The sequence below is a fragment of the Mesorhizobium sp. M1B.F.Ca.ET.045.04.1.1 genome, from assembly GCF_003952465.1.
GTDB classification, from domain to species: domain Bacteria; phylum Pseudomonadota; class Alphaproteobacteria; order Rhizobiales; family Rhizobiaceae; genus Mesorhizobium; species Mesorhizobium shonense.
On sequence record NZ_CP034448.1, the window covers coordinates 7,273,609 to 7,287,215 of the forward strand.

The window sequence follows — 13,607 nt, forward strand, 5'->3', positions numbered from 1 at the left end:
GAACCAATTGGCGGGATGGTATGGAAGGCAGCCGGGGGCGCTGGCACGCCGGATATGCATGGCTGCTGGAAATCGAGATGTTGCGCGCTTGCTTGGCCTTTGCCGCCCTTGTTGCCCTGGTGAGGCCGACAGAAGCGGGCGAGCGGCTGGCTCATCTCATCGACAACACCGGCCCGACGTCCGCCTATTCGGCTGAGTCCGACCTGGTGACTGCCTATACGACCGGAATGGCCCGCTACCGCCTTCAGCTCATGGCGCGTACCGGTACGGCCAACCTCGCCGTCCCTCTCGAACCTCTGGCTTTGCGGCCGGAGTTTCGCCAGCGGACATGGCGCTCTGCCGACGGCAGCCTGCTGCAAGGTTTTGCCGGCAAGGGCGGCTTCCGGCTCACCGTCGGCAACTGCCTTGCGCGCATCTGCGCGGCCAGCGAATGCAGCGAGGCCGGCTGGCCGGTCTATGCATGCAGCGACGGCCGCAAGCGCAGGATGTCGGTGCAGAGCTTCGTGACGGCAACCTTCGACGGCGTCCCTTACCGGCGGTTGAGCGCGCCGCCGGAACCGTGACTTCCCGGCGTCCGATCAGCCTTGGCCGCTCCGATACGCTACCGTGTTCCGGTCGTTTCTGCTCGCCGACCGCGTCGATCTGGAACAGCGCGAGCTTCAGCGGCGGCGCAGCAGCCACATCAGCACCGGGCCGCCGATGAGCGTGGCGACGAGGCCGGCCGGGATCTGGCGCGGGAAGATGGCCGTGCGTCCGATCCAGTCGGCTGAAACCATGATCAGCGCGCCGGCGAGCACGGCGCCGACGGCCTGCGGCAAGGCGCGGGCAAGGCCGAGGCGGCGGGCCAGGTGCGGCGCCATCAGGCCGATGAAGGTCAGCGGACCGACGATCAGCGTGGAGGCGGCGGTCAGCACCGCGACCATCAGCAGCACCAGAAGCCGGGTTCTGGCCACATCGACGCCGAGCGAGCGCAGCGCCGGCGCGCCCAGCGGCAGCATGTCGAGCCAGCGGATGAATAGCGGCGACATCAGCAAGAGGCAAAGCGCGATCGACGCCGTCAGGACCGCCGAGCCTTGATCGACACCGGAGGTCGAGCCGGTCAGCCAGTTGATGAGAAGCATGGCGCGCGGATCGCCGGTGGCGGTCAGCACCAGGATCAGCGCGTCGAACAGCGCCGTCAGCGCGATGCCGGCAAGCAAGAGCCGCTCCGGCGCGTAGGCGGCGCGGCGACCGATGGCAAGCACGACAAACAAGGATGCGAAGGCGCCGATGGCGGCAGCCATGGTCTGCAGGGGACGGCCTGGATCGGAGACGGCAAACATCACCACCACCATGCCGAGCGCGGCACCGGCGCTGATGCCCAAAACCTCGGGGCTCGCAATCGGATTGCCGGTCAGACGCTGCATCATCAGCCCGGCGAGCGCCAGCATGCCGCCGGCGGACAGGGCGGCAAGCACGCGCGGCCAACGCCAGGACAGCAAGGGCTGCAATTGATCGCCGACGGCGAAGCTCCAGCCTTCCGGCCCGGGTCCGCAAGAGAGAGCAAGAACCAGAGCCACGAGCATGGCGAGGCCCAATACCGCGAGCAGCATGCCAGGGCGCCGTAGCCTGGGCAGGCGCTCCGCGGCGAGCTCCGGAAGTTCAGCGCCGAGGCTGAGGCGAGGCAGCAGCCAGAGCAGCAGCGGCGCGCCGAGCAGCGCGGTGATGGCGCCGGTCGGCAGCAGGTCGCCCCGCGGTCCGGTTGCGAGTTGCACACCCTGGTCGGCGGCCCATAGCAACGCGGCGCCGATCAACGGCGCCACGACCAGCCGCTGACCGAACCGGCTCGCCCCGCCGATACGGGCAAGTGCCGCGGCCGCGAGGCCGACGAAGCCGATGACGCCGACGGCCGCGACGACGAAGGCGATGAGCGCCACGGCCATGCCGAGCCCGGCGAAACGATAGACGCCAAGCGGCAGGCCGAGGCTGCGCGCGCCTTCGTCCTCGAGGCCGAGCAATGTCAGCGGCCGCGTCATCAGGCCGGTCGCCAGCGCGGCGAAGCCCAGGCGCGGCAGCAGCCACAGCGTCGTCACCCAATCCTGCTGGCCGAGCGAGCCGGCGCCCCAGATGAACAGGCCGGCCAGCCATTCGTGATTGAGAACGACAAGCGCTGCGCCGATCGCTCCGGCATAAAGGCTGACGACGAGGCCGGCGAGCACGACGGAAAGCGGCGACAGGCTCTTGTGCCAGGAGAGCGCAAGCACGGCCGCAAGCGCCGCGAAAGCGCCGGCGAGCGCCACCCATTCGCGGCCGAAGGCGAGCAGCGAAGGCGCGGCAAGCGTCGCCAGCGCAAGCGCCAGATAGGCGCCGGCGGAAACGCCGACCGTTTCAGGCGAGGCCAGCGGGTTGCGCAGCACTTGCTGCAGAACGGTGCCGGCCAGGCCGAGCGCTGCGCCGCAGAGCAGGCTGACGGCAAGCCTTGGCAGGAAGGCATAGTGGATCAGCGCCTGCCGCATGTCGTCGATGTCGGGCCTGAACATCGCGTCGAACCAGAGCAACGCCGGGAGTTGCGCGGCAAGGTTGGCGACCGACGCCGCCAAACCAAATGCGGCGAGCACCGCGCTGAGCAAGATGGCGCCAAGCGGCCAGCCACCCGCGCGCGAGACCGCCGCGCCGGCGAAGCTCGTGCGGCTCTGCGCCATGCTGGCAGCGTCTTCAGCCATGGGCGGTCATCGCTTCGGCAAGCAGGCGGGCGAAGCGCGAAGCGGCGGGAAGAGCGCCAAACATCAGCACCGGGGGCAGGCGCATGATCGAGCGATTGCGCACGAAGGGCATGGCGTTCCAGACCGGGCTTTCGGTCAGCCTGCCGCCGGCTCCCGCGGGCAAAGGTTCGAGATAGGCAAGACGCGCCTCATCCACCGTCGCCAGGCCGTCGATGCCGACGGTCGAGAACCCCCAGTAATTGGTCTCGGCGGTCCAGGGGTTGGGGATGCCGATGCGGTCGAACACATCCTGGAAAAGGCTCATCCGGCCATAGACGCGCACATTGCGCGGATCCATGAAGGAGACGACATAGAGCGGCCTGGCGGCAAACGGCGCCAACTCCCGCTCGACCCTTGCCAAGCTTGCCTCGGTCGCTTCGATCAACGCCTCGCCTTCGGCCTCCCTACCTACCAGGCGAGCGAGTTTCCGCGTGGCTTCGACGGCATTGCGATAGGGCTGCCCGTTCTCCCTGTAGATGCCGATGGTCGTCACCGGCGCGACGCGCCCGAGCAGCGGCTTGATGCCATCCAGATAGGGGGTGCTGAGTATCAGGTCCGGCTTGAGCTGCTGAAGAAATTCGAGATTGGGCTCGAGCAGCGTGCCGACATCGGCGACCTCTGGCGGCAGCGCCGGTTCGACCACCCAGTCCTCCCAGACCTTGCGGTCGGCGATGGCGACCGGCCTGACGCCCAGCATCAGCAAGGTCTCGGCCAGACCATCGTCGAGGCAGACGATGCGCGGCGGCCGCTTCATTGCAGCAGCCGGCCGAATGCCCGCGAAGGGTAGCGCGAAAAGCCCAAGCGCGGCGCGCCGGGTGATGTGGGAGGATTGACGCCGAGGCACGCCCGTTCTTGTCCCGTGCATTGGCGGAAGGTCTGCCACGGGACCGGCGAGGCATGATTGTCCGTGACATCCCCGCTCCTTCTCCCACATGTCGATCTTCCGGATTCTACCTCGATAGCTGCTGACTATAAAACATGATCTCTATAGTCAATATTTGACCTACCAGGTTGCGCATGCCTCGCGCCGCGTGGCATCTGTCGGCCGATGACACGCAAGCCCATGCCGACGCCGCCTGATGCCGCCCGACGATCCGCTGGCGCGAAAGTCAGTCTCAACCGAGCGCTGTCGAAGCTCGGGGTCTGCTCGCGCAAACAGGCCGAGTTGATAATCGCCGAGGGGCGCGTGCGCGTGATGGGCAAGGTGGTCAGCAATCCGTCGCTGCGCGTCGATCCAGATCGCGATCGCATCACCGTCGACGGCGAGCGCATCGTCGCCGAGTGCAAGGTCTATCTGATGCTCAACAAGCCGCGCGGCCTGGTCACCACGCGCGACGATCCCGAAGGGCGCGGCACCGTCTACGATTGCATTGCCGATCTCGACCTGCCCTTCGTCTCGCCGGTCGGCCGCCTCGACAAGGCGAGCGAAGGCTTGCTCCTGATGACCAACGACACGCGTTGGGCGAACGGCCTGCTCGATCCTGCCTCGCATGTCGCCAAGACCTATCATGTGCAGATCGCTTCCGTGCCGGACGAGGCGATGCTTGCGCGTTTTCGTACAGGCGCCGTCGTCGAGGGCGAGCTGCTGACGGCAAGCTCGGTCGAGCTATTGCGCAGCGGCGGACGCAACGCCTGGCTGGAGATCATGCTCGGCGAGGGCCGCAACCGGCAGATCCGCCGCCTGCTCGGCGCTTTCGACATCGAGGTGCTGAGACTCGTGCGGGTGGCGATCGGCGCGCTGCAGTTGGGCGATCTTGCCAAGGGAAAGGCGCGCCACCTGACGGCCGAAGAGCTTGCGATGGTCAGAGTCTAGTCGAAACGCCTCAGCTTCGTCATCCACGGGCGGAGCGGGAGCGAAGCGGACGCGTAGACCCGAGGATCCATTCCGTGACCTCGCGCAACGGGTAAAGACGGTGCGAGACAGGGGTCGTTCTGAATCGCTGCAACGCTGATAGGTAACGGAATGGATCCTCGGGTCTGCGCCGCGTCGCTTCGCTCCTTGCTCCGCCCGCGGATGACGAAAAGCGTTTCGGCCAACCGCCAGGGTCGATCTGCTATAAAGCCCGGATTATCCCTGGTTCCACCGGCGAATGACCGGCTCGGTCAGATCATGCTCGTAGCCGAGGATGCTGAGGCTCGCGGTATCCAGCACGAAATGCGCGCCGCCCTGCGGCGGTAGACCAACCCAGCGCGCCGCAAGCACGCGCAGGAAATGCGCGCTCGAAAAGATCAGCACATTGCCGGCAACGGCGCGAGCCTCGGCGATGACGGCATCGGCCCGGGCGCCGACGTCCTTCGCCGTCTCGCCGCCCGGGCAGCCGTCGCGAAACACGTTCCATCCGGGGCGCTGGCCAAGGATTTCCTTCGTCGTCACGCCTTCATAGGCGCCATAGTCCCATTCCTGCAGGTCGGCCTTCTTCACCGCGCGCTCGCCGAACCCCGCAAGCCGGCAGGTGTCGAAGGCGCGCTGCGACGGGCTCGACCAGACGGCTTCGAAGGTCAAGCCCTTGAGACGCTCCGCAACGTCCCGCGCGGCCTCTTCGCCCTTCGCGGTCAGCGGAATGTCGGTGCGGCCGGTATGCTTGCCCGAGGCGCTCCACTCCGTCTCGCCATGACGGGCAAGGTAGATCTCGGGAAACGCGCTGCTCATTCGCCGGCCCCTCACGCTCGAATGCGCCGGGAAGGATGCCGGCCTGCGCCACCCTATGCGGCGGCCGACAAAAAGAACAGGCCGCGGCGAGCGCCACGGCCTATCCAGGCTCGGGAGGATGCCTGACCAATCAGGCTGGCTGGAGACCGCCCGACAACGCCAGGTCCGCCTCTTCCGGCAACTGGCCGGCCATGGCGGCGGCGAATTGCTTCTGGTCGAGCTCGCCTTCCCAGCGCGCCACGACGATGGTCGCAACCGCATTGCCGACGAAGTTGGTGAGCGCCCGGCATTCCGACATGAAGCGGTCGACGCCGAGGATCAGCGCCATGCCGGCGACGGGCACCGAAGGCACGACCGACAGCGTGGCGGCCAAAGTGATGAAGCCGGCGCCGGTGATGCCGGCGGCACCCTTGGAGCTCAGCATGGCGACGAGCAGCAACAGGATCTGGTCGCCGAAGGTCAGCGGCGTGTCGGTCGCCTGGGCGATGAACAGCGCTGCCAGCGTCATGTAGATGTTGGTTCCGTCGAGGTTGAAGGAATAGCCGGTCGGGATGACCAGGCCGACCACCGAGCGGTTGCAGCCGGCACGTTCCATCTTGGCCATCAGGCCGGGAAGGGCTGCCTCCGACGACGACGTGCCTAGGACCAGGAGCAGCTCTTCCTTGATGTAGCGGATCAGCGCCAGGATGGAGAAGCCGTTGTACCATGCGACGGCACCGAGAACGACCAGCACGAAGAGCAGCGACGTCAGGTAGAAGGTGCCGATCAGGAAGGCGAGATTGGCGATCGCGCCGATGCCGTATTTGCCGACGGTGAAGGCCATGGCGCCGAAGGCGCCGATGGGAGCCGCCTTCATCAGGATGGCGACGAGGCGGAAGATCGGCGCGGTGAGCGCCTGCAGGAAATCGACCACCGGGCGGCCGCGCTCGCCGACCAACGCCAGCGCCACGCCGAACAGCACCGAGAAGAACAGCACCTGCAGGATATCGCCTTGCGCGAAGGCGCCGATGATGGTGTCGGGGATGATGTTCATCAGGAAGCCGACGATCGTCGTGTCATGCGCCTTCTCGGTGAAGGTCGAGACCTTCGAGGCGTCGAGCGTCGCCGGATTGATGTGCATGCCGGCGCCGGGCTGGATAACGTTGGATACGACCAGGCCGACGACAAGCGCCAGCGTCGAGAAGACGAGGAAATAGATCATCGCCTTGCCGGCGACCCGACCCACCTTGTGCAGGTCGGAGACGCCGGCGATGCCGGTTGCCACCGTGAGGAAGATCACCGGCGCGATGACCATCTTGACCAGCTTGATGAAGGCATCGCCAAGCGGCTTCAGCGAAGCACCCAAGTCGGGATAGAAATGGCCGAGCAGGATGCCGGCGGCGATCGCCACCAGGACCTGCACATAGAGATGCCGGTAAAAGGGAACCTTGCCGCGCGGTTCCGCGGCAGCGATAGCTGTCTGCATCGTATCCTCCGTTCAGCCCCGATCGAGAAAGCTCGACCTCCCTGGGGCAGTTGACCTCCACAGCCTCGCGACTGCTGCGGATGACTTTGCAATGTGCGTGCCAGATTCCACCTCGAAGCCGCGCTCATTGATTCCGCTGGGGTTTTCGGCCTGATGATCCGTATTTTTCTCGCGCACCGTGCGGTGATCCGCATAGATCGAATTGTGCTTTGTGCGAAATCATGCACAAATGCGGTATGCTGCAACGCCATGCCGCTGCCCTCTCCTTGACGCCCGAACTGCTCGCCGGGCGTGCGCGGCGCGCCTGGCTGCTGTTTGCGGGAATAGCGCTGCTGATCGTGCTGGCGGCGCTCTACGGCGCCGGGCTCTACGGCCGCTCGACCGAGATCGAGGCGCTGTCCGCGCAGGGTCGCACCGATGCCAATCTCAAGGTGGCGTTGCTGCGCGCGGTGCTGGAGAATCCGCGGGCGCTGCCGCTGCTTCTGTCCGAGGACCAGCAGGTGCATGACGCGCTGACTGAGCGCAGCCCCGCCTCGATCGACGTGCTGAACCGCAAGCTGGAAGGGCTGGTCTCGGGCACCAAGGCCTCGGTGCTCTATGTCACCGGCATCGACGGTTTCGCGATCGCCTCGAGCAACTGGCGCGAGCCGGTGAGCTTCGTCGGCAACGACTATGGTTTTCGCGCCTATTTCTCGGGCGCCATGCAATCCGGCACGGCAGAGTATTTCGCGCTCGGCAATGTCAGCAAGCGTCCGGGCCTCTATATTTCGCGCCGCGTCGACGGCGCCGCCGGACCGCTCGGCGTCGTCGTGGTCAAGATGGAGTTCGACCAGCTCGAGGCCGACTGGCATGAGGCCAACCGCCCGGCCTATGTCAGCGACGAGCATGGCGTGGTGCTGATCACCAGCGTGCCCTCCTGGCGCTTCATGACGACGGCGCCCTTGGCGGCCCCCGTGCTTGCCGACATCCGCGCCAGCCAGCAGTTCGGCGACGCTCCGCTCGTAGCTTTGCCGATCACGAGGCCGCAACCGCTCAGCCCCGATGTCACGCTGGTCCATGCGATCACGCCTGGCGGCAGCGACGCGGAATATCTGCGGCTGTCCACGGCCGTGCCCTCGACACCGTGGCGGCTCGACTATCTCGTTCCGGCCGAAGCGCCGATTGCTTCGGCCCAGCGCGAAATGCGGCTCTTGGCACTCGGCGTCATCGTTCCGTTGATCGCCTTAGCCGCCTATCTGTTGTGGCGCCGACAGTCCGCCCAGATGCGGATCGCGGCCGAACAGGCGGCGCGCGCCGAACTGGAGCGCCGCGTCGTCGAGCGCACGCAGGATCTCAGCCTCGCGCGCGACCGTCTGCAGGCCGAGATCGCCGATCATCGCAGCACCGAGGCGAAGCTGCAGGTCATGCAGCAGGAGCTGGTGCAGGCCAACCGCCTTGCGACGCTTGGCCAGGTGGCGGCCGGCGTCGCGCATGAGATCAACCAGCCGGTGGCGACGATCCGCGCCTATGCCGACAACGCCCGTGTCTTCCTGGAGCGCAAGCAGAATGAGTCCGCCGAGGAGAATCTCGGCGCGATCGCCGCGCTGACCGAGCGCATCGGCTCGATCACCGAGGAATTGAAGGCGTTCGCCCGCAAGGGCCGCACGGCGGCCGAGCCGGTCGAACTGCGTGGCGTCATCGAAGGCGCCGTGGTGCTGCTCAGAAGCCGCTTTGCCGGCCGGCTGGACGCGCTGGCGATCACGCTGCCGCCGCGGACGCTGAAAGTAATGGGCAACCGGCTGCGGCTGGAGCAGGTGCTGATCAACATGTTCCAGAACGCGCTGGAAGCGCTCGAGGGCCGCGACGACGCGCGGGTCGAAGTGTCCGCGTCCGAAACCGCCGACGGCGTTGCGCTGATCGTCTCCGACAACGGCCCTGGCATTCCGCCCGCGATCCTGAAATCGCTGTTCACACCGTTCAACACGTCGAAGGAAAGGGGGCTCGGGCTTGGCCTCGTCATCTCCAAGGATATCGTGGCCGACTATGGCGGGCGCATCGAGGTGTCGAGCAGCGAGCAGGGCACCCGCTTCACCGTCCATTTCTCGAAAGCTGGCGTGGCATCATGAACGGCAACCCGGTCATCCTGATTGACGACGACAGCGACCTGCTCAAGGCGACGCGGCAGACGCTGGAGCTCGCCGGCTTTGCTGTTTCAGCCTTTGCCTCGGCAAGCGAGGCACTTGCCGGCCTCGAGGCGAGCTTTGCCGGCGTCGTGGTGTCTGACATCCGCATGCCTGAGATGGACGGACTGCAGCTCTTCGACCGCGTGGTCGACCTTGATCCGGATATCCCCGTCATCCTCGTCACCGGCCACGGCGATATCGCCATGGCGGTCAAGGCGATCAAGGACGGCGCCTACGACTTCATCACCAAGCCGTTCGCCGCCGACCGGCTGGCGCAAAGTGTATGGCGCGCGGCGGAGAAGCGCCGCCTGGTGATGGAGAACCGCGCCTTGCGCGAGGCGGCCGAGCAGGCGCAGGAGGGATTGCCGCTGATCGGCCAGACGCCGGCGATGGAGCGGCTGCGCCGCACGCTGAGGCAAATCGCGGACACCGATGTCGACGTGCTGGTGACCGGCGAGACCGGCTCCGGCAAGGAGGTGGTGGCGAGCCTGCTGCATCGCTGGAGCCGCCGCGCCAAGGGCAATTTCGTGGCGCTCAACTGCGGCACGCTGCCGGAGACGGTGATCGAGAGCGAATTGTTCGGCCATGAGGCCGGCGCCTTCACCGGCGCGCAGAAGAAGCGCGTCGGCCGCATCGAGCATTCGAGCGGCGGCACGCTGTTCCTCGACGAGATCGAAAGCATGCCGGCCTCGACGCAGGTGCAGATGCTGCGCGTGCTGGAAATGCGCGAGGTGACGCCGCTCGGTACCAACGAGGTCCGGCCGGTCGACCTGCGCGTCGTCGCCGCCGCCAAGGTCGATCTCGGCGACGCGAGCCAGCGCGGCGCTTTCCGCGAGGACCTCTATTACCGGCTCAATGTGGTGACGCTCTCGATCCCGCCGCTGCGCGAGCGCCGGGACGACGTGCCGCTGCTGTTCGGCTATTTCGCCGAGCGCGCCGCGGCCCGCTTCCATCGCACGGTGCCCGCGGCGCCGGCCGCCGTCCAGCGCCATCTGAGAGAACATGACTGGCCCGGCAATGTCCGCGAGCTCGCCCATTTCGCCGAGCGCTTCGTGCTCGGATTGGAGGAGATCGGCGGCAGCCCTTCCCCTCAGCCGGCCGATTCGGACGCCGCAATGCCGTTGCCGGAACGGCTGGAGCGCTATGAGGCCGAGATCATCCGCGAGACACTTGGTCGCAACGACGGCGATGTCCGGCGCACGATCGAGGCGCTCGGCATTCCGCGCAAGACCTTCTACGACAAGCTGCAGCGGCACGGCATCGTGCGCAGCGATTTTTCCAGATAGATCAAGCCGTGGAACCGCGCCACACCCTCAGCCGTTGAGCCCTGCCGGGAAACCGTGGCACGTCGGCACCAGGCAATGGGCGAATGCAGGGCTGCGTTGGCGATGCCCGGTTGCGCTCGGCGAGCGTTGATGGTTTGTTGCCGCCCAGCGGAGAACGAATGATGCGCGAATCCCTCGGTCAAGACGAATACGGCTCGGCCAGCCCCTTTGATCCGGACGATCTGCCCAATCTCAATGCGATGGGGCCGGCGATGGGCCGCGGCAGCGATTTCGAGAAATATGCCGTAGCCGTCATCATCGTGTTCGGCGCGCTGATTATCGGCGGCCTGATGGCTGCGTCCATGAACTGGGGCCATCGCAACGGCTTCCTGTTCGCGCTCGGCGGCGCCACGGCCGCCTGGATCTCGGGCAATGCGCTGCTGCTCGACCGGCCGCTCAGGCGCCGGTACAACCTCGGTCAAGCGCATATTCGAGCAAATCTTCCGGCGCGAGAATGTGTCGGCAGCCTTCATCGAGGGCGACGCCTTTCACCGCTACGACCGCGCGGCGATGAAGGCCAAGGTCGCCGAGCAGGAGAAGGCAGGCAATCCAAACTTCACCCACTTTCATGCTGAGGCGAACGAACTGGAGACGCTGCAGGAGATCTTCGAGGAGTACGGCAGAAGAGGCTCGGGAAGGACCCGGACCTATGTCCATGACGACGAAGAGGCCAAGCTCTACGACTGCGCGCCGGGATGCTTCACGCCGTGGCGCGAATTCGAGCCGAGCGACCTGCTCTTTTATGAGGGCCTACATGGCTGCGCCGTTACCGAAAAGGTGGATCTGGCGCGCCATGCGGACCTGAAGATCGGGGTTGTTCCGGTGATCAACCTCGAATGGATCCAGAAGATCCACCGCGACCGATCGACCCGCGGCTATTCCACGGAAGCGGTGATGGACGTGATCCTGCGCCGCATGCCGGATTATACGCGCTACATCGTGCCGCAGTTCTCGCTGACCAACATCAACTTTCAGCGGGTTCCGATCGTCGATACCTCGAACCCCTTCATCGCGCGCTGGATCCCCACGCCCGATGAATCGATGTTGGTGATCCGCTTCGCCAACCCGCGCGGCATCGATTTTCCGTACCTGCTGTCGATGATCCACAACAGCTTCATGAGCCGGGCGAACTCGATCGTCGTGCCCGGCAACAAGCTGGATCTCGCCATGCAGCTCATCCTGACGCCGCTCATCCTGCAGTTGATCGAGCGCAAGCGCCGGGCTTCGTGAGGAAAGGCAAAGCCATGAACGACCACGCAACAATCACCGGCCAGACGCCCCTCGCCGGCAGCGAGCAGGAGATGGCCAGCGCGATCCGGGCGCTTGCCATGGACGCGGTCCAAAAGGCCAATTCCGGACACCCCGGCATGCCGATGGGCATGGCCGACGTCGCCACGGTGCTGTTCAACCGTTTCATCACTATCGATCCGTCGCGTCCCGACTGGCCGGACCGCGACCGCTTCGTGCTATCTGCCGGCCATGGCTCGATGCTGCAATATGCGCTGCATCACCTGGTCGGCTACCCAGACATGCCGACCGGTGAGCTGCAGCGTTTCCGCCAGCTCGGCAGCCGCACCGCCGGCCATCCGGAATACGGCCACGCGCTCGGCATAGAAACCACGACGGGGCCGCTCGGACAGGGAATCGCCACCGCCGTCGGCATGGCACTCGCGGAACGGATCCTGGCTGCGCGCTACGGCGCGGACCTCATCGACCACTACACCTATGTCATTGCGGGCGACGGGTGCCTCCAGGAAGGCATCAGTCACGAGGCGATCGACCTCGCCGGCCATCTCCGGCTGTCGAAACTGATCGTCCTATGGGATGACAACTGCATCTCCATCGACGGGCCGACCTCCCTCGCCACGTCGATGGACCAGCCGGCGCGCTTCGGCGCCGCCGGCTGGCATGTTAGCGCCGTCGATGGGCATGACGCGGAAGCCGTCGCGGCAGCGATCGAGCAGGCGCGGCGGTCGGACAAGCCCTCGCTGATCGCCTGCCGCACGGTGATCGGCAAGGGCGCTCCGAATCTTGGCGGATCGGAAAAGACCCACGGTGCGCCGTTGGGGCTTGCCGAGATCGAGGCGACCCGCGCCAACATCGGCTGGACATATCCCCCATTCGAATTGCCCGACACCGTCATGAGCGCCTGGCGGGCCGTCGCCAGGCGGGGCGAAGCAGCACGGACGGCATGGGAGCGCCGTCATCAGAGCACGCCGCAACGCGAAGCATTCGACCGCGCCATTGCCGGCGAGGTGCCTGCGGAGGTATTCGAGGCGCTTGCGTCCTTCCGGTCCGAGCATTTCGAGAAGGCAACCGCTGTCGCCACTCGCAAGGCGTCAGAGATGGCGCTGTCGATCATCAACGCAGCAACCGACCTCACGATCGGCGGCTCCGCAGACCTCACCCACTCCAATCTCACGATCACCAGGGACATGGGCAAGATCGCGCCGGGCGCGTTTGCCGGGCGCTATATCCACTACGGCATTCGCGAGCACGGCATGGCGGCTGCTATGAACGGCATTGCCTTGCATGGCGGGTTCGTTCCCTATGGCGGCACCTTCCTCTGCTTCGCCGACTATGCGCGCGGCGCGATGCGTCTGTCGGCCCTGATGGGGCAGCGTGTCGTCTACGTCATGACGCACGATTCGATCGGGCTCGGCGAGGACGGTCCGACGCACCAGCCGATCGAACATCTGGCGATGCTGCGCGCAACACCGAACCTCAATGTCTTCCGTCCAGCCGACATCATCGAAACCGCCGAATGCTGGGAGCTGGCGCTCAAAGCCAAAGACCGGCCGAGCGTGCTGGTCCTGTCGCGCCAAAACCTGCCCATGCTGCGCACGATAGCTCCCGGGGCCAACCGCTCGGCCCGGGGCGCCTATCTCATGCGGGAGGCCATGGGCCGGCGTGACGTCACGCTGGTTGCCACCGGCTCCGAGGTCGAGATCGCACGTGCCGCGGCCGACCTGCTGCATGAGCGTCACAATATCCGCGCAGCGCTTGTGTCCATGCCCTGCTGGGAACTGTTCGAGGAACAGGACAGCGCCTATCGCGCCGAAGTCCTTGGCAAGGCACCGCGCATCGCAGTCGAGGCAGCGGCCCGGATGGGCTGGGACCGTTGGATCGGCGAACGGGGCGACTTTGTCGGCATGACCGGCTTCGGCGCAAGCGCGCCGGCGAGCGACCTCTACAAGCATTTCGGAATTACGGCCGAGGCGATCGCCGAAGTCGCCCTCGCGATCACGCAGAAGGATTGAGACA

11 protein-coding genes are annotated in these 13,607 nt (G+C 66.2%); 6 read left to right on the top strand and 5 right to left on the bottom strand.

Going from position 1 to position 13,607, the window contains the following annotated elements:
• Positions 1-77 precede the first annotated feature (77 nt).
• Positions 78-563, top strand: coding sequence for a hypothetical protein (locus EJ071_RS35845; RefSeq protein ID WP_245460105.1), 486 nt, complete (start codon positions 78-80; stop codon positions 561-563).
• Between the two features lie 96 nt (positions 564-659).
• Here EJ071_RS35845 and fhuB read toward each other — a convergent pair whose 3' ends face one another.
• Both fhuB and EJ071_RS35855 read right to left on the bottom strand, forming a co-directional pair.
• Positions 660-2,702 (bottom strand): Fe(3+)-hydroxamate ABC transporter permease FhuB, encoded by a 2,043-nt coding sequence (gene fhuB / locus EJ071_RS35850; protein WP_126102066.1) that lies wholly within the window; start codon positions 2,700-2,702, stop codon positions 660-662.
• A complete protein-coding gene (locus EJ071_RS35855; protein ID WP_245460106.1) occupies positions 2,695-3,495 on the bottom strand; it encodes an ABC transporter substrate-binding protein in 801 nt (266 codons plus the stop codon). Before EJ071_RS35855 ends, fhuB begins: the two co-directional genes overlap by 8 nt.
• A 294-nt stretch (positions 3,496-3,789) precedes the next feature.
• Here EJ071_RS35855 and EJ071_RS35860 point away from each other — a divergent pair, with 294 nt between their 5' ends.
• A complete protein-coding gene (locus tag EJ071_RS35860) occupies positions 3,790-4,554 on the top strand; it encodes a pseudouridine synthase (RefSeq protein WP_245460107.1) in 765 nt (254 codons plus the stop codon).
• Between the two features lie 255 nt (positions 4,555-4,809).
• Here the strand turns inward: EJ071_RS35860 and EJ071_RS35870 are convergent, their stop codons facing one another.
• Both EJ071_RS35870 and EJ071_RS35875 read right to left on the bottom strand, forming a co-directional pair.
• Positions 4,810-5,391 carry a histidine phosphatase family protein gene (locus tag EJ071_RS35870; RefSeq protein WP_126102068.1) on the bottom strand — a complete coding sequence of 194 codons (582 nt, stop codon included), beginning with the start codon at positions 5,389-5,391 and terminating at the stop codon, positions 4,810-4,812.
• 130 nt (positions 5,392-5,521) lie between these two features.
• Positions 5,522-6,856 carry a dicarboxylate/amino acid:cation symporter gene (locus EJ071_RS35875; protein ID WP_126102069.1) on the bottom strand — a complete coding sequence of 445 codons (1,335 nt, stop codon included), beginning with the start codon at positions 6,854-6,856 and terminating at the stop codon, positions 5,522-5,524.
• A 236-nt stretch (positions 6,857-7,092) separates the two neighbouring features.
• Here EJ071_RS35875 and EJ071_RS35880 point away from each other — a divergent pair, with 236 nt between their 5' ends.
• Together EJ071_RS35880 and EJ071_RS35885 are read left to right on the top strand one after the other, a co-directional pair.
• Positions 7,093-8,961: a sensor histidine kinase gene (locus EJ071_RS35880; RefSeq protein WP_126102070.1), complete on the top strand. Its 1,869-nt coding sequence runs from the start codon at positions 7,093-7,095 to the stop codon at positions 8,959-8,961.
• Entirely contained in the window at positions 8,958-10,304 is a 1,347-nt protein-coding gene (locus EJ071_RS35885; protein ID WP_126102071.1) for a sigma-54 dependent transcriptional regulator, read from the top strand. Before EJ071_RS35880 ends, EJ071_RS35885 begins: the two co-directional genes overlap by 4 nt.
• Here the strand turns inward: EJ071_RS35885 and EJ071_RS39870 are convergent.
• Positions 10,253-10,765 (bottom strand): hypothetical protein, encoded by a 513-nt coding sequence (locus tag EJ071_RS39870; RefSeq protein WP_245460108.1) that lies wholly within the window; start codon positions 10,763-10,765, stop codon positions 10,253-10,255. The two genes, EJ071_RS35885 and EJ071_RS39870, sit on opposite strands and share 52 nt — an antisense overlap.
• On the opposite strand from EJ071_RS39870, the gene EJ071_RS35895 reads away from it, so the two are divergent.
• Both EJ071_RS35895 and tkt read left to right on the top strand, forming a co-directional pair.
• Positions 10,716-11,573 (top strand): phosphoribulokinase, encoded by an 858-nt coding sequence (locus EJ071_RS35895; RefSeq protein WP_126102072.1) that lies wholly within the window; start codon positions 10,716-10,718, stop codon positions 11,571-11,573. The two genes, EJ071_RS39870 and EJ071_RS35895, sit on opposite strands and share 50 nt — an antisense overlap.
• Before the next feature lie 14 nt (positions 11,574-11,587).
• Positions 11,588-13,603, top strand: coding sequence for a transketolase (gene tkt, locus EJ071_RS35900; RefSeq protein ID WP_126102073.1), 2,016 nt, complete (start codon positions 11,588-11,590; stop codon positions 13,601-13,603).
• Positions 13,604-13,607 lie beyond the last annotated feature (4 nt).

Bases quoted from the DNA above. Each gene is read 5' to 3' on its own strand.
- tkt (WP_126102073.1), top strand. From the start codon at position 11,588: ATGAACGACCACGCAACAATCACCGGCCAGACGCCCCTCGCCGGCAGC.
- EJ071_RS35885 (WP_126102071.1), top strand. From the start codon at position 8,958: ATGAACGGCAACCCGGTCATCCTGATTGACGACGACAGCGACCTGCTC.
- EJ071_RS35855 (WP_245460106.1), bottom strand. From the start codon at position 3,495: ATGAAGCGGCCGCCGCGCATCGTCTGCCTCGACGATGGTCTGGCCGAG.
- fhuB (WP_126102066.1), bottom strand. From the start codon at position 2,702: ATGGCTGAAGACGCTGCCAGCATGGCGCAGAGCCGCACGAGCTTCGCC.
- EJ071_RS35860 (WP_245460107.1), top strand. From the start codon at position 3,790: ATGACACGCAAGCCCATGCCGACGCCGCCTGATGCCGCCCGACGATCC.
- EJ071_RS35845 (WP_245460105.1), top strand. From the start codon at position 78: ATGTTGCGCGCTTGCTTGGCCTTTGCCGCCCTTGTTGCCCTGGTGAGG.
- EJ071_RS35895 (WP_126102072.1), top strand. From the start codon at position 10,716: ATGCGCTGCTGCTCGACCGGCCGCTCAGGCGCCGGTACAACCTCGGTC.
- EJ071_RS35870 (WP_126102068.1), bottom strand. From the start codon at position 5,391: ATGAGCAGCGCGTTTCCCGAGATCTACCTTGCCCGTCATGGCGAGACG.
- EJ071_RS35880 (WP_126102070.1), top strand. From the start codon at position 7,093: ATGCTGCAACGCCATGCCGCTGCCCTCTCCTTGACGCCCGAACTGCTC.
- EJ071_RS35875 (WP_126102069.1), bottom strand. From the start codon at position 6,856: ATGCAGACAGCTATCGCTGCCGCGGAACCGCGCGGCAAGGTTCCCTTT.